This window comes from Paraburkholderia atlantica (assembly GCF_000092885.1).
Lineage (GTDB): Bacteria > Pseudomonadota > Gammaproteobacteria > Burkholderiales > Burkholderiaceae > Paraburkholderia > Paraburkholderia atlantica.
In genome coordinates this window covers 1,043,682-1,067,194 of sequence record NC_014117.1, presented here as the reverse complement: position 1 = coordinate 1,067,194, position 23,513 = coordinate 1,043,682, and the positions used below count along the sequence as shown (strand labels likewise).

The window sequence follows — 23,513 nt, the reverse complement described above, 5'->3', positions numbered from 1 at the left end:
GTCCGCCCTTTATTTCCAGATGTTCAACGGCGACATGATCCAGAAGCCGACCACCACGAGCCACACCACGCAAACGGGAATGAAGACCTTCCAGCCGAGACGCATGATCTGGTCATAGCGATAGCGCGGGAACGTGGCACGCGCCCAGATGAACACCGACAACAGGAAGAAAACCTTGGCGACGAGCCAGACGATGCCCGGGATGAACGACAGGAACCCGAACGGTGCGCTCCAGCCGCCGAGGAACAGTGTTGCAGCCAACGCCGAGATCACGATCATGTTGATGTACTCGGCGAGGAAGAACAGCGCGAACGCCATACCCGAGTAATCGATCATGTGGCCCGCGACGATTTCCGATTCGCCTTCCACCACGTCGAACGGGTGACGGTTCGTTTCGGCGATGCCCGAGATGAAGTACACGACGAACATCGGCAGCAGCGGCAGCCAGTTCCACGACAGGAAATTCAGGCCGTGCGAGGCGAAGAAGCCCTGCTCCTGCGAGCCGACGATGCCCGACAGGTTCAGCGTACCGGCCGTCATCAGCACGACCACCAGCGCGAAGCCCATCGAGATTTCGTACGAGACCATCTGCGCGGCGGCGCGCATCGCACCGAGGAACGCGTATTTCGAGTTCGACGCCCAGCCGGCCAGAATCACGCCGTACACGCCGATCGACGAAATCGCCATCGCGTACAGCAGGCCCGCGTTAATGTCGCCGAGCACCGCGCCTGCCTGGAACGGAATCACCGCCCACACCGCGAACGCCGGCACCACCACCATGATCGGCGCGATGACATAAATCCAGCGGCTCGCCTGGGCGGGCTGGATCACTTCCTTGAGCAGCAGTTTCAGGACGTCGGCGATTGGCTGCAAAAGGCCGCCGGGGCCGACGCGGTTAGGACCGAGACGCACGTGCATCCAGCCGATCAGCTTGCGCTCCCAGAGGATCAGGTAAGCGACGCACAGCAGGATCACGACGGCCACCACCAGGATGCGCACGAGCGCCCACACCGTGGGCCATGCCACACCGAGAAGCTGGGCGCCGCCCGAGTTGATCGTATCGAACAAGCTCATTTACGCCTTCTCCACCACCAGTTCACCGAACAGGCTGCCCAGCGCTGCGCCGGCAGGCGTAGCCGCCGATACGCGGACGACCGTCTCCGCAAGATTCGCGTCGCGCACGGCCGGCAACTGCACCGCTTGCTCGCCCTGACGAACGCGCACCGCGTCGCCCTCTTTCAAACCCAGTTTATCGAACAGCGCAGCCGGCAGACCGACCGAATTCGCCGTACGGGCCGCCGCGGTCAGATGCAGCGACTCCGCGCGACGCACCAGCGCGTCGGCATGATAGATCGGCACGTTCGCGAGACGCTCGAACTTGCCTTCCGCCGCCTTCACGGCCTTGCCGCGCGTCGGCGCGACGCCGGTACGGTTCGACAGACGCGAACTGAGTTCGCCGTCGCCGAGCGCAGCCGTGCGCACTTCTTCAACCGTGTCGTATTCGAAGCCCGGCGCGCCGAGCAAGCTGCCCAGCACGCGCAATACCTTCCACGCCGGACGCGTGTCGCCGAGCGGACGCACGACACCGTTGAAAGCCTGCACCGTGCCTTCCGCGTTGACGAACGAACCGCCTGTTTCGGTGAACGGTGCAATCGGCAGCAACACGTCGGCGTAGTCTGCGCCGGCTTGGAACGGCGACATCACGACGACCATTTCGGCCTGCTTCAGCGCGGCAAGCGCCTGCGCCGGATTGGCCGTGTCGAATTCGGGTTCGAGGTTCAACAGCAGATAGCCCTTGCGTGGCTGCTCGAACACTTCGCGTGCATTCAGACCGCCTTCGCCCGGCAGCGCGTTCACGAGGTGCGCGCCGACCGTGTTGGCCGCTTCGGTCAGGAAACCGAGCGTAGCGCCGGTTGCGTCGGCAATCCATTGCGCCGCGGCATGAATCGCCGCGAAGTCCGGGTGACGGACCGCTTCGTTGCCGAGCAGCACGACGCGCAGTGCGCCGTTGGTCAGCGATTTCGCGATCTGCTTGTGTGAGTCCGACGGCTGCGTGCCGGCGAATGCTTCCGGTAGCGCGACGCCCTTCGCTTCGCCCACCGCGCCGGCGATTCCCGCGAGTGCGTCGAGCCATGCCGACGGTGCCGCGACCACACGATGCGCCTGCGGGATCATCGCGTCGTCGTTGGTGGCCTGGATCAGCGTGAGCGCCGAGCCGCCGCGTGCGACCTGGCGCAGACGCGCCGCGAACAGCGGATGATCACGGCGCAGATCCGAGCCGATCACGAGCGCCGCGTCGACGTTCGACAGATCTGCGATCGTGCCGCCGAGCCACGGCGCGCCGGTAACGGGCGCCGAAAAATCCGACTGACGCAGACGGAAGTCGATGTTCGGCGTGCCGACCGCTTGCGCAATCTGCTTCAGCAGGAACAGTTCTTCGACCGTGCTGTGCGCGCTCGACAGCGCCGCAAGCGCGTTCGCGCCGTGGTCGCCCGCGATGCCCTTAAGACCCTTGACCACGTAATCGAGCGCGGTCTGCCAGTCGGTTTCGACCCACTGGCCGCCCTGCTTGAGCATCGGTTTGGTAAGACGCTCGGGGCTGTTGAGGCCTTCGTACGAGAAGCGGTCCTTGTCCGAAATCCAGCACTCGTTGATCGCTTCGTTTTCGAACGGCAGAACGCGCATCACGCGATTGTTCTTCACCTGCACGATGAGGTTCGCGCCGACGGAATCATGCGGGCTCACCGACTTGCGGCGTGACAGCTCCCATGTACGGGCGCTGTAGCGGAACGGCTTGCTGGTGAGCGCGCCGACCGGGCACAGGTCGATCATGTTGCCCGACAGTTCGGAGTCGACCGTCTTGCCGACAAACGACGTGATTTCCGAATGCTCGCCGCGGCCCAGCATCCCGAGTTCCATCACACCGGCGATTTCCTGGCCGAAACGAACACAACGCGTGCAGTGAATGCAGCGCGACATCTCTTCCATCGAGATCAGCGGGCCCACGTTCTTGTGGAACACCACGCGCTTTTCTTCGCTATAGCGCGACGACGACTTGCCGTAACCGACAGCCAGATCCTGCAGTTGGCATTCGCCGCCCTGGTCGCAGATCGGGCAGTCGAGCGGATGGTTGATCAGCAGGAATTCCATCACAGCTTGTTGGCCCTTCACCGCCTTGTCCGACTTGGTGCGCACGATCATGCCGGCCGACACAGGGGTCGCGCACGCAGGCACGGCCTTCGGCATCTTCTCGACATCGACCAGACACATCCGGCAATTGGCCGCAATCGACAGCTTCTTGTGATAGCAGAAGTGAGGAATGTAGGTGTCGACCTTATGTGCAGCCTGGATCACCATGCTGCCTTCAGGCACCTCGACTTTCTTGCCGTCTATTTCCAGTTCAACCATGATGGTCAATCTTCCTTAACCTGTTACCGCTCAATCGTTCGCCTGTTCATCGCCCGCTTCGGGCGATGAATCCTGCGGTTGAGGTGTTCGTCTGGTAGTTATTCGTCAGCCAAATCTGTCGGCGCGGCTCAGGCTGCCACTGTTTCGCGCGCCGCCGTGCCTGCATGGCCGCCGACGAGGCAATGCTTGTGGGCGACGTGATATTCGAATTCGTCCCAGTAGTGCTTGAGCATGCCCCGAACCGGCATGGCTGCCGCGTCGCCGAGCGCGCAGATGGTGCGGCCCATGATGTTTTCCGCGACCGAGTTCAGCAGATCCAGATCTTCCTGGCGGCCGAGACCATGTTCGATACGATGCACGACGCGATACAGCCAGCCCGTGCCTTCACGGCAAGGCGTGCATTGACCGCACGACTCTTCGTAATAGAAGTACGACAGGCGCAGCAACGAGCGCACCATGCAGCGCGTCTCGTCCATCACGATCACCGCGCCCGAGCCGAGCATCGAGCCGGCCTTCGCGATCGAGTCGTAATCCATGTCTGTCTGCATCATCATGTCGCCCGGAATCACCGGCGCCGATGAACCGCCAGGAATCACGGCCTTGATCTTCTTGCCGCCGCGCATGCCGCCGGCGAGTTCCATCAGCGTGGCGAACGGCGTGCCGAGCGGAATTTCGTAATTGCCCGGACGCTCGACGTCGCCCGACACCGAGAAAATCTTCGTACCGCCGTTGTTCGGCTTACCGATTTCGAGGTAGTTCTGCGGGCCGATGGCGAGCAGGAACGGCACCGCCGCGAACGTTTCGGTGTTGTTGATCGTGGTGGGCTTGCCGTACACGCCGAAGCTCGCCGGGAACGGCGGTTTGAAGCGCGGCTGACCCTTCTTGCCCTCGATCGATTCGAGCAGCGCGGTTTCCTCGCCGCAGATATACGCGCCGTAACCGTGGTGCGCATGCAGCTGGAAAGAGAAGCCCGAGCCCATGATGTTGTCGCCGAGGAACCCGGCGCGGCGAGCTTCTTCCAACGCTTCTTCGAAGCGCTTATAGACTTCCCAGATTTCGCCGTGAATATAGTTGTAGCCGACCGTGATGCCCATCGCGTACGCGCCGATCGCCATACCTTCGATCAACGAATGCGGATTGAAACGCAGAATGTCGCGGTCCTTGAACGTACCCGGCTCGCCCTCGTCCGAATTACAAACGAGGTACTTCTGGCCCGGGAACTGACGCGGCATGAAGCTCCACTTCAGACCGGTAGGGAAACCCGCACCGCCGCGGCCGCGCAGACCCGACGCCTTGACGTCGGCGATCACCTGCTCGGGCGCGATCTTTTCTTCCAGGATGCGGCGCAACTGGGCGTAACCGCCGCGCGCCACGTAGTCTTCGAGATGCCAGTTGTCGCCGTTCAGGCCGGCGAGAATCAGCGGTTTGATGTGACGATCGTGTAAAGCCGTCATTTCGAAAGTTCCTCGAGCAGCTGGTCGATCTTCTCGCGGCTCATGAAGCTGCACATGCGTTGGTTGTTCACCAGCATCACCGGCGCGTCGCCGCACGAACCCATGCACTCACCCTCTTTGAGCGTGAATTTGCCATCGGGCGTGGTTTCGCCGAAGTCGATGCCGAGCTTCTGCTTCAGGTATTCAGCGGCGCTTTCGGAACCGCCGTCCGGGCCGAGCTGGCACGGCAGGTTCGTGCAGAGCGTGATCTTGAACTTACCGACCGGCGAGGTCTCATACATCGTGTAGAAGGTTGCTACCTCCTGCACGGCGATTGCCGGCATGCCGAGATAATCCGCGACGAACTGCATGAGTTCGGGCGACAGCCAGCCATGCTCGGTTTGAGCAGTGGCCAACGCCGACATCACGGCGGACTGTTTCTGATCGGCGGGGTATTTTGCGACCGCACGATCGATTTCTTTCAGGCCTTCAGCTGAGATCATTTTCAGACACGACTCTTTCAATTCCTACCGAACGAAAACCTGTCGCTCACGTGAGACTGCGACAGACCCGGCGTTCCTTTGCTTGACGCGCGTGGCGGTGCGACCACTGCGGACGCGCGTCGATGAATACGTCCTAGCGATCCACTTCGCCGAACACGATGTCCTGCGTGCCGATGATCGTCACGGCGTCGGCGATCATGTGACCGCGCGCCATTTCGTCGAGCGAAGACAGATGTGCATAGCCCGGCGCACGTATCTTCAGGCGATACGGCTTGTTGGCGCCGTCCGAGATCAGATAGATGCCGAACTCGCCCTTCGGATGTTCGACTGCGGCGTACGCCTCGCCTTCCGGCACATGGAAGCCTTCGGTGAACAGCTTGAAGTGATGGATCAGATCTTCCATGTTCGACTTCATGCCGACGCGCGACGGCGGCGCAACCTTGTGATTGTCCGTCATCACGGGGCCCGGATTTTTGCGCAGCCACTCAATGCACTGTTTCGCGATCCGGCACGATTGACGCATCTCTTCGACGCGTACCAGATAGCGGTCGTAGCAATCGCCATTCACGCCGACCGGAATGTCGAAGTCGAGCTTGTCATAGACTTCGTACGGCTGCTTCTTGCGCAGGTCCCACTCGACGCCCGAGCCGCGCAGCATCGCACCGGTCATGCCGAGCTGCAGCGCGCGCTCCGGGCTGACTACGCCGATGCCGACCAGACGCTGCTTCCAGATCCGGTTGTCGGTGAGCAGCGTTTCGTATTCATCGACGCACTTGGGGAAGCGGGTAAAAAAGTCGTCGATGAAGTCGAGCAGCGAACCCTGACGGTTCTCGTTCATCTTCGACAACGCCTTCGCATTGCGGATCTTCGACGCCTTGTATTGCGGCATTGCGTCAGGCAGATCGCGGTAGACGCCACCCGGACGGTAGTAGGCCGCGTGCATCCGCGCGCCGGACACCGCTTCGTACACGTCCATCAGGTCTTCGCGCTCGCGGAACGCATACAGGAACACCGCCATCGCACCGACGTCGAGCGCGTGCGCGCCGATCCACATCAGGTGATTCAACACGCGCGTCACTTCGTCGAAGAGTACGCGAATGTATTGCGCGCGCAGCGGCACGTCGATGCCGAGCAACTTCTCGATGGCGAGCACGTAGCCGTGCTCGTTGGCCATCATCGACACGTAGTCGAGACGGTCCATGTACGGCACCGACTGGATAAACGTCTTGCTTTCGGCGAGCTTTTCAGTCGCGCGATGCAGAAGACCGATGTGCGGATCGGCGCGCTGGATCACTTCGCCGTCGAGTTCGAGCACGAGACGCAACACACCGTGCGCTGCCGGGTGCTGCGGACCGAAGTTGAGCGTGTAGTTCTTGATCTCTGCCATGACGTTCTCTTAGTGTTTCAGACCGCCATAGCGATCCTCGCGGATCACGCGCGGCGTGATTTCCCGCGGCTCGATCGTCACCGGCTGATAGACGACGCGCTTCTCTTCCGGGTCGTAACGCATCTCGACGTAGCCGGAGACAGGGAAATCCTTGCGGAACGGATGACCGATAAAACCGTAGTCGGTCAAAATGCGGCGCAGGTCCGGATGACCTTCGAAGACGATGCCGTACAGGTCGAACGCTTCGCGCTCGTACCAGTTGACCGAATTCCAGATATCGACGACGGACGGCAGGATCGGCATGTCGTCGTCCGGCGCGAATACGCGCAAACGCAGACGCCAGTTGTTCTGCACCGACAGCAGATGCAGAACTGCTGCAAAACGCGGGCCGTCGTAAGCGCCTTCGGCATAGGTCTGGTAATCGACGCCGCACAGGTCGACACACTGCTCAAAACCGAGCGAGCGGTCGTCGCGCAAGCGCTTTGCCACGTTGAGGTAGTCGCCAGCCTTGACGACGATCGTCAATTCACCGACCGACTCGGTCACGCTCACCAGGAGGCCGCCAAAGGCCGCCTCGAGGTTCGCTTTCAGGGTCTCGAGTTTGCTTGCCATATTGTGGGGAGGCGTGAGCCTTATTGACGGGCGATGGTGTTGGTGCGGCGAATCTTGGCTTGCAGCTGGATCACGCCGTACACCAGCGCCTCCGCTGTGGGCGGGCAACCCGGCACGTACACGTCGACCGGAACGATCCGGTCGCAGCCGCGCACCACCGAGTACGAGTAGTGGTAATAGCCGCCGCCGTTCGCACACGAGCCCATCGAGATCACCCAGCGCGGCTCTGCCATCTGGTCGTAGACCTTGCGCAGAGCGGGCGCCATCTTGTTGCACAGCGTGCCGGCGACGATCATCACGTCCGACTGACGCGGACTCGGACGGAACACCACACCGAAACGGTCGAGGTCATAACGGGCGGCGCCCGCATGCATCATCTCGACCGCGCAGCACGCGAGACCGAACGTCATCGGCCACAGCGAGCCGGTGCGCGTCCAGTTGATCAGTTTGTCTGCCGTAGTGGTGACAAACCCTTCTTTCAAGACCCCTTCGATACTCATTTGCTTTCCACTCCAGACGGGGCGGCGAGCCTGGCCACCCACGCAAACCGGCGATTAATCCATCATTCCCAGTCGAGGCCGCCCTTCTTCCAGATGTAGGCAAAACCAAGAAGGAACTCGAGCAGGAAAATCATCATTGCCGTGAACCCAGCCCAGCCGATGTCACGCAATGCCACGCCCCACGGGAACAGGAACGCGGTTTCAAGGTCGAAAATGATGAAGAGAATGGCGACGAGGTAGTAGCGCACGTCGAACTTCATGCGCGCATCTTCGAATGCTTCGAAGCCGCACTCGTACGGTGCGTTTTTTTCGGTGTCGGGTTTGTTGGGACCGAGGAGCTTGCCGATACTGACCAGTGCTACGCCTAAACCGGTGCCCACAATGAGGAACAACAAAACGGGGAAATAGGCTGCGAGGTTCAAGACAATCCTCAATCGGTTGGTTCTGAGTGCCGTCAGGAGCATAGCACCCCTAACGCGAAATCACTTCCTCAACGCGCATGACGCAAGCTCTCCCGCCATACGCCAGAAGTGAAAATGCCAGCCGAAGCGAAGCAAACGGCTGGCATTTAGATAACATTTGGTGCCGACGGCGAGACTCGAACTCGCACAGCTTTCGCCACTACCCCCTCAAGATAGCGTGTCTACCAATTTCACCACGTCGGCACTATATGCAATCCGGGAAAACAACTTGTAAAACCCGCGAATCGCTTCAAGACTTGAATTGTAACTTGTTTAAACAGATTGTTCAACGCACAAGAGCACGCCTACCGAAAATTTATTTCGGCACGCCCGTCGCCGGAACCGACGCAGGCGAAGCCGGCGCTGCGGGCGATGCCGCCACCGGAGCCAAGCCCGCCGCCGGCGCAGAAGCAGGCGAAGCCGCGATCGGCGCAGTAGCCGCCGCGCCCAGCACGCCTGCCGACGGCTTCACGTGATACGCGCCAAGGTAAGTGAGTGCCAAGGTCGTGGCAAAAAACAGCGCCGCGAGCACCGCGGTGGTACGCGACAGGAAGTTCGCCGAACCCGTCGCACCGAACAGGCTACCCGACGCGCCACTGCCGAAAGCCGCACCCATGTCGGCGCCTTTGCCGTGCTGCAGCAAGACGAGTCCGATGACCCCGAGCGCCGACAACAACTGAACGACGATAATCAATGTTTTCAAATACAGCATTACACTCACCTGAGTCTTTATTTAACCGCGCCGCACACTGTGTGCTGCGCGAAATAGCGTCACCCTCGCCGAGACGCCCTGCTTAATCCGCCACAGTGGTCGCAGCGGCCGCCTTGCAAATCGCCAGGAAATCCTGATCTTTCAACGACGCGCCACCGATCAGGCCGCCATCGATATCGTTCTGACGGAATAGCTCTTCCGCGTTGTCCGGCTTCACGCTGCCGCCGTACAGCAACGGCACGTCCGCCGCACCCTTCGCCGCGAGACGTGCGCGTAGAAACGCATGCACGGCCTGCGCTTGCGCCGCCGATGCGCTCTTGCCGGTACCAATTGCCCATACCGGCTCATACGCGACGACGAGGCGAGCCGCTTCCTGAGCCGACAGCTTCGCGAGTACTTCGTCGAGCTGACCGCCGACGACCTGCTCGGTCGAACCAGCTTCGCGTTCTTCGAGCGTTTCGCCGACGCACACGATCGGCGTCAAACCCGCATCGAGCACACGCTGCGCTTTCACCGCAACCAGCTCGGCGCTTTCGCGGTGATACGCGCGGCGCTCCGAGTGCCCGACGATCGCAAACGTGGCACCGAAGTCCGTCACCATCGGCGCAGCCACTTCGCCGGTATAGGCGCCATGCGTGAACGCGGACACGTCCTGCACGCCCCACACGACCGAGGTGCCTTCGAGCAGCGACTGCGTTTGCGCGAGATAGAGGCTCGGCACGCAGACACCAACGCGCACATCCGCCGGCAATTCATTGGCGCCCTGCACCACTGCCTGCAACAACGCGGCGTTCGCGGCGAGCCGCCCATGCATCTTCCAGTTACCGACTACCAGTTTGGCTCGTTGTTGATTCGACATCGTCTCGTATTGTCCTGTCTTGCCAGTCCGGCCTGCTCCGCCGGCGGACTTCGCTCGCGCTTCGCTGCAGCCTGCCCCTGCACTCGCGGCCCGCCCGTTGGATTGATCCGGCGCGCGCAAAACGCGCAATTTTACTGCGTGGGGTGGATCGGGTCAAACCGATGGTGTCAAGCCTCCTGACCCCACGTCAACACGATCTTGCCGACGTGGGTGCTGCTTTCCATCAGCGTATGCGCGTCGCCAGCCTGCGCAGCCGGAAACACGCGATGCACGACCGGCTTGATGCGCCCCGCTTCGAGATGCGGCCACACGCGCTCCTTCAATTGCGCGGCGATCTGTGCCTTGAACTCGATCGGCCGCGGCCGGAGGGTCGAACCAGTAACCGTCAGACGGCGACGCAGCACTTCGTTCAGGTTCAGCTCCGCCTTCGCGCCGCCAAGCAGCGCAATCAGCACGATGCGACCACCATCGGCGAGCGCCGACAGTTCGCGTGGCACGTAGCTGCCCGCCACCATGTCGAGGATCACGTCGACGCCACGATCGTTAGTCAGTGACTTGATGACTTCGACGAAATCTTCAGTCTTGTAGTTGATCGCCCGTTCGGCGCCGAGCGCTTCGCACGCGCGGCACTTTTCGTCCGAGCCCGCGGTGGCGAACACACGGAAGCCGAGCGCGTGCGCAATCTGGATCGCCGTCACTCCGATGCCGCTCGATCCGCCCTGCACGAGCAGCGTTTCATTCGCGCCGCCCTCGCCCTGGCCGAGCTGCGCGCGATTGAACACGTTGCTCCACACCGTGAAAAAAGTCTCGGGCAGCGAAGCCGCTTCGACATCCGACAATCCCGCCGGCACAGGCAGGCATTGCAGGAGCGGCGCCGCCGCATACTCCGCATAGCCGCCGCCCGCGAGCAGCGCGCAAACGCGGTCTCCAATCTTCAGACCGAACGGGTTGTTCTTCGCGTCGATCGTGCCGCCCACGATCTCGCCCGACACCTCCAGGCCCGGCAGATCCGACGCTCCCGGCGGCGGCGCATAGCCGCCCTTGCGCTGAAACACGTCCGGACGATTGATGCCGGATGCCGCCACCTTGATCAGCACCTCGCCAGCCTTGAGCTGCGGCGTCGGTCGCTCCGCCAGCTTGAGAACTTCCGGGGCACCGAATTCAGTGATTTCGATCGCTTTCATCTGCGTCAACTCCAAGATTGGATTGCGTTGCCCACCCGTTGCCGCCGTCGGCCGTGGCGCCGCGCTGCGATTCGAATACGCAACGCAATCCATCCTGCATGAAAAACGGCCGGCGTGCATCACACGGCCGGCCGTTTGTCCGTTACCGCCTTACTGCGGCGTCGGTTCGCCTTGCGGCGCGTCGTTCAGCAATGCCTTGGCCGACAGACGCACACGACCCTTCTCGTCCGTCTGGATGACCTTGACCTTCACCTGCTGGCCATCCTTCAGATAGTCGTTGATGTCCTTGATGCGCTCGTTCGCGATCTCGGAGATATGCAGCAGACCGTCCTTACCCGGCAGGATGTTCACGATCGCGCCGAAGTCGAGCAGCTTGAGCACGGTGCCTTCGTACACCTGGCCCACTTCGACCTCCATCGTGATCGCTTCGATACGACGCTTCGCTTCGGCCATGCCTTCGCTGTTCGTGCTCGCGATCGTGACGACGCCGTCGTCCGAGATGTCGATCGTCGTGCCGGTTTCTTCGGTCAGCGCGCGGATCACCGAGCCGCCCTTGCCGATCACGTCGCGGATCTTTTCCGGGTTGATCTTGATTGTGATCATGCGCGGTGCGAACTCCGACAGCTGCGTGTTCGCGCCCGACACCGCCGAGGTCATCTTGCCGAGGATGTGCATGCGGCCTTCCTTCGCCTGCGCGAGCGCGACCTGCATGATTTCCTTCGTGATGCCCTGGATCTTGATGTCCATCTGCAGCGCGGTTACGCCTTGTTCCGTCCCCGCGACCTTGAAGTCCATGTCGCCGAGGTGATCTTCGTCGCCGAGGATGTCGGTCAGCACCGCGAAGCGGTTGCCTTCGAGAATCAGGCCCATCGCGATCCCGGCGACGTGTGCCTTCATCGGCACGCCGGCGTCCATCAGCGCGAGGCAGCCGCCGCACACAGAAGCCATCGACGACGAACCGTTCGACTCGGTGATTTCCGACACGACGCGGATCGAGTAGCCGAATTCGTCGGCGCTCGGCAGGCACGCGACGAGCGCGCGCTTCGCGAGACGGCCGTGACCGATTTCACGGCGCTTCGGCGAACCGACGCGGCCCGTTTCGCCGGTCGCGAACGGAGGCATGTTGTAGTGAAGCATGAAGCGCTCACGGTACTCGCCTTCGAGCGCGTCGATGCTCTGCTCGTCGCCCTTCGTGCCGAGCGTCGCAACCACCAGCGCCTGCGTCTCGCCGCGTGTGAACAGCGCCGAGCCGTGGGTACGCGGCAGCACGCCGGTGCGGATTTCGATCGGGCGCACGGTGCGAGTGTCGCGGCCGTCGATACGCGGCTCGCCATTCAGGATCTGGGTACGGACGATCTTCGCTTCGATGTCGAACAGCACGTTGCCGACCGACGCCTTGTCCGCCGCCACGGTACCGGCTGCCGCCGCTTCTTCTTCGAGCTTCGCCGAGGTCGCTGCGTAGACTTCCTTCAGCTTGGTCGAGCGAGCCTGCTTGTCGCGGATCTGGTAAGCGGCGAGCAGATCGGCTTGGGCGAGTTCGCCCACGCGCGCGATCAGCGCTTCGTTCTTCGCGGCCGGCTGCCAGTCCCACTCGGGCTTGCCGCCTTCGCGGACCAGTTCGTGGATCGCGTCGATCGCGGTCTGCATCTGCTCATGACCGAACACGACGGCGCCGAGCATCACTTCTTCGCTCAACTGCTGCGCTTCCGATTCGACCATCAGCACCGCGCGTTCCGTGCCGGCGACGACGAGGTCGAGCGCCGATTCCTTCATCTGCGGACGCGTCGGGTTCAGCACGTATTCGTTGTTGATGTAGGCCACGCGTGCCGCGCCGACCGGACCGTTGAACGGCAGACCGGACACGGCGAGCGCCGCCGACGCGCCGATCAGCGCAGGGATGTCGGCGGGGATTTCCGGATTCAGCGACAGCACGTGAATCACGACCTGCACTTCGTTGTAGAAGCCTTCAGGGAAGAGCGGACGCAGCGGACGGTCGATCAGGCGCGAGATCAGCGTCTCGCCTTCCGACGGACGGCCTTCGCGGCGGAAGAAGCCACCCGGGATCTTGCCGGCGGCGTAGGTCTTTTCGATGTAATCGACGGTGAGGGGGAAGAAGTCCTGACCCGGCTTCGCGGTCTTCGCGCCGACGACGGTGGCGAGCACCACGGTGTCTTCGACGTCGACGATCACCGCGCCGCTAGCCTGGCGAGCGATTTCACCGGTTTCGAGGCGAACGGTGTGCTGCCCCCACTTAAACTCTTTGACGATCTTGTTGAACATAGTCATTGCTTTTCCTCATCGTAATGCCGCGCGGACCGGAAGCGGCGCGGCAACGCCGGGGCCGGCGCCGCATGGGAAGAGTCGTGCTATGCCATTCCAGAGAGCCACGTGCTGCGAGCGCGCGCGAACCGCTGGAATGACACAAAACTCTGCCCTGAAGCCCGGCCTTGTTTCCTGTTACTGCTTCTTCTACTGCTGCTCTGCTACTGCTACTACGCTTGCCTGTGGACGCCGCGCGAACCGGCATACGCCGCGGACCACAGGCAGTGCGCGTTACACGAAGCGCGCCGCGCAAAAACAAAATGCCTGTATCAGCGAAACTGACACAGGCATCTTGCTGAACGACTGGCCGATTACTTACGCAGACCCAGCTTCTCGATCAGGCTGCGGTAACGATCCGCGTCCTTACCCTTCAGGTAGTCGAGCAGCTTGCGACGGCGACTCACCATGCGCAGCAGACCGCGGCGGCTGTGGTGGTCCTTCGTGTGCTCCTTGAAGTGGGAGGTCAGTTCGTTGATACGGGTCGTGAGCAGCGCGACCTGAACTTCGGGGGAGCCGGTGTCGTTGGCTGCGCGTGCGAATTGCGCGACGACTTCGGACTTCTTGCTTGCTTCAACTGCGGACATGTCAATTTCCTTGATAACTGGACAGGCGGTCACGGAAGAAAGGCCGTGCCGTGGGATACCCGTTTCACAATTTACTGAGCCCCGTTCGTGGCTGAATTAACTGAATGAGAACCCAGCCCAACAACGGGACGCGTATTGTAGCACAGCCGACTTCTGCCGCGAACCCCGCGCTAGCAAGGCGGATCGAGCGTCGCTCAGGGACGCCGCATCCGACAGGCCGTCGGCAAGATCGTGCCCTCGGCTGGTATCGCCAGCACCGTGCGAAAGCCGTAGCCCGAGCCTTCGTTATCGAAATGCACGCCGGGCGTGCCGGCTTTGTCCATCTGCATTACGTAAAGGGGCTGGATCAGCTGGTGGTCATCGGTGCGCATCCACGCAGCATGAAAACCGTTGTCGAAACGGATGCCCTCAAGCGCTCTCGCGACCGCCGTCGGATCGGCGCTGCCGGCGCGGTGCATGGCGGCGGCGAGTGTGTCGATCAGCAGTGGCATACGCAGCACCGGATAGTCGTCCTGCGCGGCAGGATAGCGCGCGCGGAACGCCGCGTACCAAGCATCGGAGGCCGCGCCGCCGACGTTCGGATGCCACTCGGCCACCGCGATCACGTGACCCACGCCCGCGTCACCGAGGGCAGCCGGCGCGCCGAGGCTGTTGCCGTAGAACGTGTAGAACTTCGTGTCGAGGCCCTGCTCGCGCGCCGCCTTCACGAGCAACGTCAGGTCGTTGCCCCAGTTGCCGGTGATCACTGCGTCCGCGCCGCTCGAACGGATCTTCGCGATGTACGGCGCAAAGTCCTTCACGCGGCCGATCGGGTGAAATTCGTCGCCGACCACCGCGATGTCGGGGCGCTTCGCCGCGAGCGTCGAGCGCGCGAGGCTGCTCACGTCGTGGCCGAAGCTGTAATCCTGGTTCAGCAGGTAGACCTTTTTCACCGTCTTATCGCGCTCGATCACCTCAGCGAGCGCGGCCATCCGCATGCCCGCGTGCGCGTCGAAGCGAAAGTGCCAGAAGCTGCAGGTAGCGTTGGTGAGCGCGGGGTCGTCTGCCGAGTAGTTCAGGAACAGTTCGCGGTTGTTTGGCTCGCGGCTGTTCTGTTTGTCGATCGCGCCGACGAGCGCCGCGGCGACCGCTGAGCTGTTGCCCTGCAGGATGTAGCCGATATGGCGATCCGCGGCTGCGCGCAATTGCGTCAGCGCTTCCTCCGTGCTGCCTTTGCTGTCGAGCACGACGAGTTCGAACGGATGGGCGCCGTCCGCAAGCTTCACGCCGCCGTGCGCGTTGACCTGCTCGACACCGAAGCGCAGATTGCGCTCGACCGCCGCGCCCGCGTTCGCGAACGGGCCGGACATGCCTTCGATCAGCGCGAACCTGATCGGGATGCCCGTGGGTTTGCCGGTCGGATTCGCCCCTGAACTCGCCGCCTCAGTCACGCCAACTGCCACCACCGCCATTGAAATCGCCGTCAGCGCAACCGCCGCCGCTCGTTGCCAGATCCCCGTCATGGTCGTCCTGCCTGAATCTTCGAAGCGCGGATCATAGGACGGCGCACACGGAATAGGCAAGCCGACGCATCCGTTCCCCGAGGAGGCGACGCACGTTCAGGCAGCGCCGTTCATTCACCGCCGCGCGTGTCAAAATGTGCGTCTCGATGATAAGAACCGCTATTCAAACGCCATCGGAGGAATACATGTCGAACCGCCACCACCGCACGGCGGCCCCTATCACCGTCCCGGCCGGCGCGAGTCTGCGTCGCGCCGCTTTCGTTTGCCTGAGCGTGCTCGCGCTCGCCGGCTGCGCCCAGCCGTGGCAGCAGTATCAACAGGGAGCGGACGCATCGACGGTGATCGCGCGGCTGGGTCCGCCGCGCGAGACCTATGATCTACCCGACGGCGGCAAGCGCCTGATGTGGCCGACCCAACCGATGGGCGAAACCACCACCGCCGCCGACATCGACGCGGCCGGCAAGATCGTCAACATGCGCCAGGTGTTGCAACCCAACGAGTTCTACCGCGCAGAGATCGGCAAATGGACGCGCAGCGACGTGCTGGTGAATTTCGGCCGTCCGGTCGAAACGTCGTACTTCCCGATGATGAGGCGCGAAGTCTGGACCTATCGGTATCTCGAGGACAACGTCTGGTACATGCTGTACAGCTTCTACTTCGACGACCAGGGCATCTTGCGCCTCACGCAGAAGACCCCCGATCCGCTACACGAGCCCGACCGCCGCAGCCTGTTCTGAGTGTGCTGAGCGCCATCTTCAAGAGAAGAAACTAATCTCAAAAAAGCCGCCTTGGATAGGCGGCTTTTTTATTCCACTAGCATAAAGAAGGATTTTATCCTGCTTGCGTCAACCATTGCGCGAAAGAAAGGTTATTGTAAACACCGTTCGGGCACCGGCTCGCGAGCGACCGCATAGCCGCGGGTTCGGTCCGGTGCCAGGTCAATTGCCTCTGTTAGGAGTTGCTACGATGAACCGACCCAAACACCTGCTGGTCGCCAACGTCGCGTGGGCCCATGAAACCGCGACGCGCAATCCGGCATTCTTTCGCGACCTCATGCGCGGACAAAATCCGCACATTCTGTGGATCGGCTGCGCGGATAGCCGCGTGCCCGCCGAAACGATCACGCATTGCGAGCCCGGCGATCTGTTCGTCCATCGCAACATCGCCAACCTGTTCGATCCCGACGACGACAACGTCGCGAGCGTCCTCGAATACGCAGTGCGAGTGCTCAAGGTCGGCCATGTGATCGTTTGCGGCCACTATGGCTGCGGCGGCGTGCGCGCCGCGCTGCTGCCGCCCGACCCCGCGCTGCCCCATGTGAACCGGCGTATCGCGCCGCTCTGCGCGCTCGCGAAAACGCATCGCCCGGAACTGAGCGGCGCGGCGACCGAATCGGATCGCGTCAACCGCCTCGCCGAGCTGAACGTGCTCGAACAGGTGCGGCAGCTACGGGCGAGCCCGATCGTGCATGAGGCGGATCCGGCGCCGCTCGTGCACGGCTGGATCTTTGCGCTCGACGACGGGCGCATCAAGGTGCTCACCTCCGGCTATAGCGCCGACGACGCGATGACCTGCACGACCGCCGCGCACAGCGCGGCCTAACGAAGCGCGTAGCGCGCCCCATTCGAACCGCGGACGGAGTCGACAGCGGAATCGTCATCGAGTCACACCCTGTTCGTCGCCCGCCGCCCCATCTCTCGCTTCTGGACTCCATGGATACTGAAACCTGCCTCTCCGCGCTTCAGCGTGACGTGCTCGCTGGAACGGCCGTTTTTCTCGTGGCCCTGCCGCTTTGTCTCGGCATTGCTCACGCGTCGGGCGTCGACCCGTTTGCCGGGCTGGTGTCCGGCATCATTGGCGGGCTCGTGGTTGCCGCGCTGAGCGGCTCGCGTCTGAGCGTGAGCGGTCCGGCCGCGGGCCTCGTCGTGATCGTCGTCGACGGCATCGCGCGGCTTGGCGGCTTTTCCGCTTTTCTGCTGGCCGTGCTGCTGTCGGGCGTCATCCAGTTCGGCTTCGGCATGCTCAAGGCCGGCCGGTTCGCCGCCTACGTGCCGTCGCCGGTGATCAAGGGGATGCTCGCGGCCATCGGCCTGCTGTTGATCCTCAAGCAGTTTCCCGTTGCGCTGGGGCTGTCCGGCACCGCTCACTCCGCCCACTCGGCCGCGGCGGTCACAACGCCGCTCGGCCCAATCTCGCCGACTGTCGTGCTGATCACGCTGCTGTCGCTCGCGATCCTCGCCGGCTGGGAAACCCGCGCGCTGCGCCGCTTCGCTATCGTGCGCATCATGCCGGCACCGCTCGCGGTGGTGCTGCTCGGCATCGGCGCGACGCTCGCGCTCGATCTCGTCGCCCCATCGCTGGCACCGCCCGCCGAACGGCGGGTCGCGCTACCGTCGCTCGAATCGTTCGCGGCACTGCAGGCCGTGCTTGCGTCGGCAGACTTCGGACCACGGTTCGCCCAGCTCTTCAATCCCGACATATGGCGCGTTGCCATGACGATCGCCATCCTCGCAAGTCTCGAAACGCTACTGAGCCTCGAAGCGGTCGAACAGATCGATCCGGAACGCCGCCGCGCACCGCCCGATCGCGAATTGAAGGCGCAGGGCGTGGGCAATCTGATTGCGGGTGCGATCGGCGGGCTGCCGATCACCGCGGTGATCGTGCGTAGCTCCGCGAACGTGCATGCCGGCGCAAAAAGCCGGCTCTCGGCGATCGTTCATGGCGTGTTGCTTCTCGTCAGCGTGTTCGCGCTCACGAGCGTGATCAATCTGATCCCCCTCGCCTGCCTTGCCGCGATCCTGATCTTCACCGGCTTCAAACTCGCCAAGCCATCGTTGTTCGCCGGGCTCGCGCGACAGGGATTCGCGCCGTTTGCACCGTTTATCGTCACGGTCGTCGGTGTGCTCGTCACCGATCTGCTGATCGGTATCGTGCTCGGCATTCTGTGCAGCATGCTGTTCGCGCTATACGCAAACCTTCGCGGCCCGATCGTGCTCGCGCAGCATGGCGATCACTACCTGCTGTCGTTTCGCAAGGACGTGTCGTTTCTCGGCAAGGTGCCGCTCAAGCACTATCTGCAGCAAATTCCGGATGGCGCCACCGTCATCGTCGACACGACACGCGCCGATTTCGTCGATCACGATGTGCGCGAACTGCTGGACGCATTCGTCGCGGATGCGCCCCGCCGCGGGATCACCGTCGACGTCAGATATCAGGTCCGCGAGCAGGCGCGCGCAACGAGCGGCTGGTCGCTGCGGCGCACGACGGCGGAGTAGTCCCCGCGTCTCGGGTGATCGCGCCCGTGCGATGACTGCGAAAAAAGCCCCGCATGCCAGGCAACGCGGGGCTTCTGCTTCGATTCACGTCGAGATTGCGCGCTACCGGCACGCCATGTTCGCGTTACTCCGAGCGCTGCGGATTCAACTTGTCCGCATTCGAATAGAGTTTGTTGAGCGCCGAGAAATACGCCTTCGCGGACGCCGCGACGATATCCGGATCGGTGCCGGTGCCGTTGACGATGCGTCCGCTCTTCGACAACCGCACGGTCACTTCACCCTGCGCCTGCGTGCCGGTCGTGATCGCGTTGACCGAGTACAGCAGCAGTTCGGAGCCGCTGCCCACTTCCGTTTCGATCGCGTTCAGCGTGGCGTCGACCGGGCCGTTGCCGCGCGCTTCGCCGGTGATCTCTTTACCCTCTACCGAGAACACCACCTTCGCGTGCGGCTGCTCGCCGGTTTCCGAATGCTGCGACATCGACAGGAATTTGTAGTGCTCCTTCTCGTGCGCTTCGGCCGATTCTTCGTTGACGATCGCGATGATGTCTTCGTCGAAAATCTCCGCCTTGCGATCAGCGAGTTCCTTGAAGCGGGCGAACGCGGTGTTCAGTTCGGCTTCGCTGTCGAGTGCGATGCCGAGCTCCTGCAGACGCTGTTTGAACGCATTGCGGCCCGACAGCTTGCCGAGCACGATCTTGTTCGCGGTCCAACCCACGTCTTCCGCACGCATGATTTCGTAGGTGTCGCGCGCCTTCAGCACGCCATCCTGATGGATGCCCGACGCATGCGCGAATGCGTTCGCGCCGACCACGGCCTTGTTCGGCTGCACCACGAAGCCGGTGATCTGCGACACGAGCTTGGAGGCCGGTACGATCTGCGTGGTATCGAGGCCAACGTCGAGTCCGAAGTAATCCTTGCGGGTCTTCACCGCCATCACGATTTCTTCGAGCGACGTATTGCCCGCGCGCTCGCCGAGACCGTTGATCGTGCATTCGACCTGGCGCGCGCCGCCAATCTGCACGCCGGCGAGCGAATTCGCGACCGCCATGCCGAGGTCGTTGTGGCAATGCACGGAGAACACCGCCTTATGCGAGTTCGGAATGCGCTCGCGCAGCGTCTTCACGAGCTGGCCATAGAGCTCCGGCACACCGTAGCCGACCGTGTCCGCGATGTTGATCGTGGTCGCGCCTTCGGCGATCACCGCTTCGAGCACGCGGCACAGGAAATCCATATCCGAGCGGCTGCCATCCTCCGGCGAGAATTCGACGTCGTCGGTGAACTTGCGCGCGAACCGCACCGCGAGCTTGGCCTGCTCGAATACCTGCTCGGGCGTCATCCGCAGCTTCTTTTCCATGTGCAGCGGCGACGTCGCGATGAACGTGTGGATGCGGAAGTGATCGGCCGGTTTTAACGCATCCGCAGCCTTCTGAATGTCCTTGTCGTTCGCGCGCGCAAGCGAGCAGATCGTGCTGTCCTTCACCAGGCCGGCGATCGTATGGATCGCGTCGAAGTCGCCGTTCGAGCTGGCCGCGAAGCCCGCTTCGATCACGTCGACTTTCATCCGCTCCAGTTGCTTGGCGATGCGGATCTTCTCTTCCTTCGTCATCGACGCGCCGGGCGATTGCTCGCCGTCACGCAGCGTGGTGTCGAAAATGATCAGTTTGTCGGACATGTCGGGCCTCCTCGGGAGTCGTTCAGATGTGGGACTTGGTTTTGGAATAGGACGATGGGCGCCGCCGCCGGCAAGGTAGGCCGATCGCGATGATCGCGGCCGATGCGGGCGGAACGCAAATGCGCATAAGGGCGTGAAAGAAGCATGATGACGCGGCGCAGCGAGCGGTGTCGCCGACCCGGCAAAATCGGCCACGCCAACGCACTGATCCGACGACTATAGCGGCATTCCAGCCACCGCGCAATGCGCGCCGAGGCGGCTGCGGCGCGGTTCGAAGCGGGCTCGTCACGGCATCAGCCAACGAAAAACGGCAGCGCTCAGGCTGCCGTTTTTCGTCTGTCGCTGCAACGCAGCGAAGTTCAACTCGTCACCGGTCGTGCGACATCGAACGCGCCGGATTGGCCCGGCCGCGTATCGCCTGGTACGCCCAGAACACGTAGCCCGACAGACCATACAGCACGAACAGACCGAACAGCATCAGCGGCGGGTCGGACGACACGAGCACGAACGCGACCACCACCAGCAGGATCACGCCGAACGGCACGCGATGCCGCACGTCGAGCGCCTTGCCGCTATAGAACGGTGCGTTCGACACCATCGTCACGCCCGCATAGATGGTCAGTACGAAGGCGACCCACGGCAGCCAGACGAGCTTCAGCGGCACGCGGTTGTCGGTGGCGAGCCACACGAAACCCGCGATCAGCGCCGCCGCGGCCGGGCTCGGCATGCCCTGGAAAAAACGCTTGTCGACCACGCCGATGTTCGTATTGAAGCGCGCGAGCCGCAGCGCCGCGCCCGAGCAATAGACGAACGCCGCGAGCCAGCCCCACCGGCCGAGGTCTTTCAGTATCCACTCGTACATCACGAGCGCGGGCGCAACACCGAACGACACCATGTCCGACAGGCTGTCGAACTGCTCGCCGAACGCGCTTTGCGTATGCGTCATGCGCGCGACGCGGCCGTCCATGCCATCGAGCACCATCGCGACGAAGATCGCGATCGCCGCGATCTCGAAGCGCACGTTCATCGCCTGCACGACGGCGAAGAAACCGCAGAACAGCGCGGCCGTGGTGAAGGCGTTCGGCAGCAGGTAGATGCCGCGTTTTCTGAGGAACTGCTGACGCTGCGCGCGCCGGCTGTCGGCGGCCGGCGATTCCGTGACCACCGGTTTGTTGCGGCGAAATGGACGCGGCAGCGGTCCGCTGCTGCGAGGTCGACGCGGTTTGAATGCGGCCATTCGGACAACCTCCTGTATGCCGCTTTACAGCTCGGCGAGGATCGTGGACGACGCCGACACCTTCTCGCCGATCGATACGCGCGGACGGCTGCCCACCGGCAGATACACGTCGACGCGCGAACCGAAGCGGATGAATCCGTAACGCTGGCCGCGGGTCAGCGGCTCGCCGGCACGGACATAGCAAAGAATGCGTCGTGCGATCAACCCGGCGATCTGCACCGAGGTGACCGTCTGGCCGCCGGCCATTTCGATCACGATCGCGTTGCGTTCGTTTTCGAGCGAGGCTTTATCGACCGCGGCGTTCAGATACGCGCCAGGAAAGTATTCGACCTTCGAGATCGCGCCGTCGACCGGCGAGCGTTGCGAGTGCACGTTGAACACGTTCATGAAGACGCTGATCTTCAGCGCTTCGCGATTCGCATAAGGGTCATGGGCGGTTTCTACCGCGACGATGCGACCGTCGGCGGGACACAGCACCGCGTTGGCCTGCGTCGGAATCGGACGCGCCGGGTCGCGGAAGAACTGCACGACGAAGATCAGGATCAGCCAGAAGAGCCACGCAAAGCCGAACCCCGCGAAGGCGTGAACCAGTAGTGCAACGACGGCCGCGATGGCGATGAATGGCCAGCCTTCTCGCGCGATGATCGGATGAGGGTAATTCATGGATGGCTTCTGTGTTTTTGTAAAACCGTAGGATAGCAAAAGCCGCCCAGGGTTCAGCACCCTTGGACGGCTTTTTGACTGGTCCGGCCGCCGCGCCCAAGCGCCGCGCCGGACCTCGTTACGTCGAGACGCTTAGTTCTTCGACTGGTCGACGAGCTTGTTCTTCGCGATCCACGGCATCATCGCGCGCAGCTTCGAGCCGACCTGCTCGATCTGGTGCTCGGCCGTCAGACGGCGACGCGATTGCAGCGTCGGTGCGCCAGCCTTGTTTTCGATGATGAAGCTCTTCGCGTACTCGCCAGTCTGGATGTCGGTCAGCACGGCCTTCATCGCCTTCTTCGTTTCAGCGGTCACGATGCGCGGACCCGTCACGTACTCGCCGTACTCGGCGTTGTTCGAGATCGAGTAGTTCATGTTCGCGATGCCGCCTTCATAGATCAGGTCGACGATCAGCTTCAGTTCGTGCAGGCACTCGAAGTACGCCATTTCCGGCGCGTAACCCGCTTCGACCAGCGTTTCGAAGCCAGCCTTGATCAGGTCGACGGTACCGCCGCACAGCACAGCCTGCTCGCCGAACAGGTCGGTTTCGGTTTCTTCGCGGAAGTTCGTCTCGATGATGCCGGCACGGCCGCCACCGTTAGCCGCTGCGTACGACAAAGCGATGTCGCGCGCCGCGCCCGACTTGTCTTGCGCAACCGCGATCAGGTGCGGCACGCCGCCACCTTGCGAATAGGTGCCGCGAACCGTGTGGCCCGGTGCCTTCGGCGCGATCATGATCACGTCGAGGTCGGCACGCGGGATCACCTGGCCGTAGTGCACGTTGAAGCCGTGCGCGAATGCGAGTGCTGCGCCCTGCTTGATGTTCGCGTGAACTTCCTTCGCGTACACGTCGGCGATCTGCTCGTCCGGCAGCAGCATCATCACGACGTCCGCGCCCTTCACCGCTTCCGCGACTTCCTTGACTTGCAGGCCGGCGTTTTCAGCCTTGCTCCACGATGCGCCGCCCTTACGCAGACCGACCGTGATGTTCACGCCGCTTTCCTTCAGGTTCAGCGCGTGCGCATGGCCTTGCGAGCCATAGCCGATGATGGTGACCTGCTTGCCCTTGATGAGGGAGAGATCGGCGTCCTTGTCGTAGAAAACTTTCATGTCGGTTCCTTGGCTAGATTCGATGATTCAGAGAAATTCAGTTACTGCGA

Annotated in this window: 21 protein-coding genes and 1 tRNA gene; 3 read left to right on the top strand and 19 right to left on the bottom strand. The window is 62.7% G+C overall.

Translation table 11 applies throughout. The annotated features are described in order from the left end of the window. Positions 1–9: 9 nt before the first annotated feature. The 15 genes from nuoH to BC1002_RS04700 form a co-directional block, all read right to left on the bottom strand. Complete coding sequence (nuoH, locus tag BC1002_RS04770; protein ID WP_013088941.1) at positions 10–1,074, bottom strand: NADH-quinone oxidoreductase subunit NuoH; 1,065 nt, start codon at positions 1,072–1,074, stop codon at positions 10–12. Continuing rightward, on the bottom strand, positions 1,075–3,408 hold the full coding sequence (gene nuoG / locus BC1002_RS04765) for an NADH-quinone oxidoreductase subunit NuoG (protein WP_013088940.1): 2,334 nt from the start codon (positions 3,406–3,408) through the stop codon (positions 1,075–1,077). Positions 3,409–3,536: 128 nt separating this feature from the next. Then, on the bottom strand, positions 3,537–4,862 hold the full coding sequence (gene nuoF, locus BC1002_RS04760; protein ID WP_013088939.1) for an NADH-quinone oxidoreductase subunit NuoF: 1,326 nt from the start codon (positions 4,860–4,862) through the stop codon (positions 3,537–3,539). Then, complete coding sequence (nuoE, locus tag BC1002_RS04755) at positions 4,859–5,344, bottom strand: NADH-quinone oxidoreductase subunit NuoE (protein ID WP_013088938.1); 486 nt, start codon at positions 5,342–5,344, stop codon at positions 4,859–4,861. Before nuoE ends, nuoF begins: the two co-directional genes overlap by 4 nt. A gap of 133 nt (positions 5,345–5,477) precedes the next feature. Then, on the bottom strand, positions 5,478–6,731 hold the full coding sequence (locus tag BC1002_RS04750) for an NADH-quinone oxidoreductase subunit D (RefSeq protein ID WP_013088937.1): 1,254 nt from the start codon (positions 6,729–6,731) through the stop codon (positions 5,478–5,480). Positions 6,732–6,740: 9 nt separating this feature from the next. Beyond that, a complete protein-coding gene (locus BC1002_RS04745; RefSeq protein WP_013088936.1) occupies positions 6,741–7,343 on the bottom strand; it encodes an NADH-quinone oxidoreductase subunit C in 603 nt (200 codons plus the stop codon). 20 nt (positions 7,344–7,363) lie between these two features. Further along, on the bottom strand, positions 7,364–7,843 hold the full coding sequence (locus tag BC1002_RS04740) for a NuoB/complex I 20 kDa subunit family protein (protein ID WP_006052903.1): 480 nt from the start codon (positions 7,841–7,843) through the stop codon (positions 7,364–7,366). A gap of 62 nt (positions 7,844–7,905) precedes the next feature. Next, positions 7,906–8,265 (bottom strand): NADH-quinone oxidoreductase subunit A, encoded by a 360-nt coding sequence (locus BC1002_RS04735; protein WP_018420012.1) that lies wholly within the window; start codon positions 8,263–8,265, stop codon positions 7,906–7,908. Positions 8,266–8,423: 158 nt separating this feature from the next. After that, positions 8,424–8,508: transfer RNA gene (locus BC1002_RS04730), tRNA-Leu, on the bottom strand. 112 nt (positions 8,509–8,620) lie between these two features. Then, entirely contained in the window at positions 8,621–9,016 is a 396-nt protein-coding gene (gene secG / locus BC1002_RS04725) for a preprotein translocase subunit SecG (protein WP_013088934.1), read from the bottom strand. An 82-nt stretch (positions 9,017–9,098) separates the two neighbouring features. Continuing rightward, positions 9,099–9,875, bottom strand: a complete 777-nt coding sequence (tpiA, locus tag BC1002_RS04720; RefSeq protein WP_013088933.1) for a triose-phosphate isomerase — start codon at positions 9,873–9,875, stop codon at positions 9,099–9,101. A 167-nt stretch (positions 9,876–10,042) separates the two neighbouring features. Continuing rightward, complete coding sequence (locus BC1002_RS04715) at positions 10,043–11,059, bottom strand: NAD(P)H-quinone oxidoreductase (protein ID WP_013088932.1); 1,017 nt, start codon at positions 11,057–11,059, stop codon at positions 10,043–10,045. Between the two features lie 150 nt (positions 11,060–11,209). Beyond that, entirely contained in the window at positions 11,210–13,345 is a 2,136-nt protein-coding gene (gene pnp / locus BC1002_RS04710; protein WP_013088931.1) for a polyribonucleotide nucleotidyltransferase, read from the bottom strand. 347 nt (positions 13,346–13,692) lie between these two features. After that, entirely contained in the window at positions 13,693–13,965 is a 273-nt protein-coding gene (gene rpsO / locus BC1002_RS04705) for a 30S ribosomal protein S15 (RefSeq protein WP_008920609.1), read from the bottom strand. A 194-nt stretch (positions 13,966–14,159) separates the two neighbouring features. Further along, a complete protein-coding gene (locus tag BC1002_RS04700; protein WP_013088930.1) occupies positions 14,160–15,467 on the bottom strand; it encodes a branched-chain amino acid ABC transporter substrate-binding protein in 1,308 nt (435 codons plus the stop codon). 185 nt (positions 15,468–15,652) lie between these two features. Between BC1002_RS04700 and BC1002_RS04695 the strand changes: the two genes are divergently transcribed. The 3 genes from BC1002_RS04695 to BC1002_RS04685 all read left to right on the top strand — a co-directional run bounded on the left by BC1002_RS04695 (position 15,653) and on the right by BC1002_RS04685 (position 18,742). Next, positions 15,653–16,204, top strand: a complete 552-nt coding sequence (locus BC1002_RS04695) for a hypothetical protein (RefSeq protein WP_013088929.1) — start codon at positions 15,653–15,655, stop codon at positions 16,202–16,204. Positions 16,205–16,433: 229 nt separating this feature from the next. Next, positions 16,434–17,069: a carbonic anhydrase gene (locus BC1002_RS04690; RefSeq protein ID WP_013088928.1), complete on the top strand. Its 636-nt coding sequence runs from the start codon at positions 16,434–16,436 to the stop codon at positions 17,067–17,069. Between the two features lie 110 nt (positions 17,070–17,179). Next, positions 17,180–18,742, top strand: coding sequence for a SulP family inorganic anion transporter (locus BC1002_RS04685; RefSeq protein WP_013088927.1), 1,563 nt, complete (start codon positions 17,180–17,182; stop codon positions 18,740–18,742). Between the two features lie 124 nt (positions 18,743–18,866). Here BC1002_RS04685 and BC1002_RS04680 read toward each other — a convergent pair whose 3' ends face one another. The 4 genes from BC1002_RS04680 to ilvC form a co-directional block, all read right to left on the bottom strand. After that, on the bottom strand, positions 18,867–20,414 hold the full coding sequence (locus BC1002_RS04680) for a 2-isopropylmalate synthase (protein ID WP_013088926.1): 1,548 nt from the start codon (positions 20,412–20,414) through the stop codon (positions 18,867–18,869). Positions 20,415–20,781: 367 nt separating this feature from the next. Then, positions 20,782–21,651: a CDP-diacylglycerol--serine O-phosphatidyltransferase gene (gene pssA, locus BC1002_RS04675; RefSeq protein ID WP_013088925.1), complete on the bottom strand. Its 870-nt coding sequence runs from the start codon at positions 21,649–21,651 to the stop codon at positions 20,782–20,784. Positions 21,652–21,675: 24 nt separating this feature from the next. Next, positions 21,676–22,314 carry a phosphatidylserine decarboxylase gene (locus tag BC1002_RS04670; protein WP_013088924.1) on the bottom strand — a complete coding sequence of 213 codons (639 nt, stop codon included), beginning with the start codon at positions 22,312–22,314 and terminating at the stop codon, positions 21,676–21,678. A 132-nt stretch (positions 22,315–22,446) separates the two neighbouring features. After that, positions 22,447–23,463, bottom strand: a complete 1,017-nt coding sequence (ilvC, locus tag BC1002_RS04665) for a ketol-acid reductoisomerase (protein ID WP_008920617.1) — start codon at positions 23,461–23,463, stop codon at positions 22,447–22,449. Positions 23,464–23,513: the final 50 nt, after the last annotated feature.

Coding starts and splice junctions, on each gene's coding strand:
- nuoF (WP_013088939.1), bottom strand. CDS start 4,862: ATGACGGCTTTACACGATCGTCACATCAAACCGCTGATTCTCGCCGGC.
- BC1002_RS04670 (WP_013088924.1), bottom strand. CDS start 22,314: ATGAATTACCCTCATCCGATCATCGCGCGAGAAGGCTGGCCATTCATC.
- pssA (WP_013088925.1), bottom strand. CDS start 21,651: ATGGCCGCATTCAAACCGCGTCGACCTCGCAGCAGCGGACCGCTGCCG.
- BC1002_RS04715 (WP_013088932.1), bottom strand. CDS start 11,059: ATGAAAGCGATCGAAATCACTGAATTCGGTGCCCCGGAAGTTCTCAAG.
- nuoE (WP_013088938.1), bottom strand. CDS start 5,344: ATGATCTCAGCTGAAGGCCTGAAAGAAATCGATCGTGCGGTCGCAAAA.
- rpsO (WP_008920609.1), bottom strand. CDS start 13,965: ATGTCCGCAGTTGAAGCAAGCAAGAAGTCCGAAGTCGTCGCGCAATTC.
- ilvC (WP_008920617.1), bottom strand. CDS start 23,463: ATGAAAGTTTTCTACGACAAGGACGCCGATCTCTCCCTCATCAAGGGC.
- BC1002_RS04750 (WP_013088937.1), bottom strand. CDS start 6,731: ATGGCAGAGATCAAGAACTACACGCTCAACTTCGGTCCGCAGCACCCG.
- BC1002_RS04740 (WP_006052903.1), bottom strand. CDS start 7,843: ATGAGTATCGAAGGGGTCTTGAAAGAAGGGTTTGTCACCACTACGGCA.
- pnp (WP_013088931.1), bottom strand. CDS start 13,345: ATGACTATGTTCAACAAGATCGTCAAAGAGTTTAAGTGGGGGCAGCAC.
- BC1002_RS04700 (WP_013088930.1), bottom strand. CDS start 15,467: ATGACGGGGATCTGGCAACGAGCGGCGGCGGTTGCGCTGACGGCGATT.
- BC1002_RS04685 (WP_013088927.1), top strand. CDS start 17,180: ATGGATACTGAAACCTGCCTCTCCGCGCTTCAGCGTGACGTGCTCGCT.
- nuoG (WP_013088940.1), bottom strand. CDS start 3,408: ATGGTTGAACTGGAAATAGACGGCAAGAAAGTCGAGGTGCCTGAAGGC.
- BC1002_RS04695 (WP_013088929.1), top strand. CDS start 15,653: ATGTCGAACCGCCACCACCGCACGGCGGCCCCTATCACCGTCCCGGCC.
- BC1002_RS04680 (WP_013088926.1), bottom strand. CDS start 20,414: ATGTCCGACAAACTGATCATTTTCGACACCACGCTGCGTGACGGCGAG.
- tpiA (WP_013088933.1), bottom strand. CDS start 9,875: ATGTCGAATCAACAACGAGCCAAACTGGTAGTCGGTAACTGGAAGATG.
- BC1002_RS04690 (WP_013088928.1), top strand. CDS start 16,434: ATGAACCGACCCAAACACCTGCTGGTCGCCAACGTCGCGTGGGCCCAT.
- nuoH (WP_013088941.1), bottom strand. CDS start 1,074: ATGAGCTTGTTCGATACGATCAACTCGGGCGGCGCCCAGCTTCTCGGT.
- secG (WP_013088934.1), bottom strand. CDS start 9,016: ATGCTGTATTTGAAAACATTGATTATCGTCGTTCAGTTGTTGTCGGCG.
- BC1002_RS04745 (WP_013088936.1), bottom strand. CDS start 7,343: ATGGCAAGCAAACTCGAGACCCTGAAAGCGAACCTCGAGGCGGCCTTT.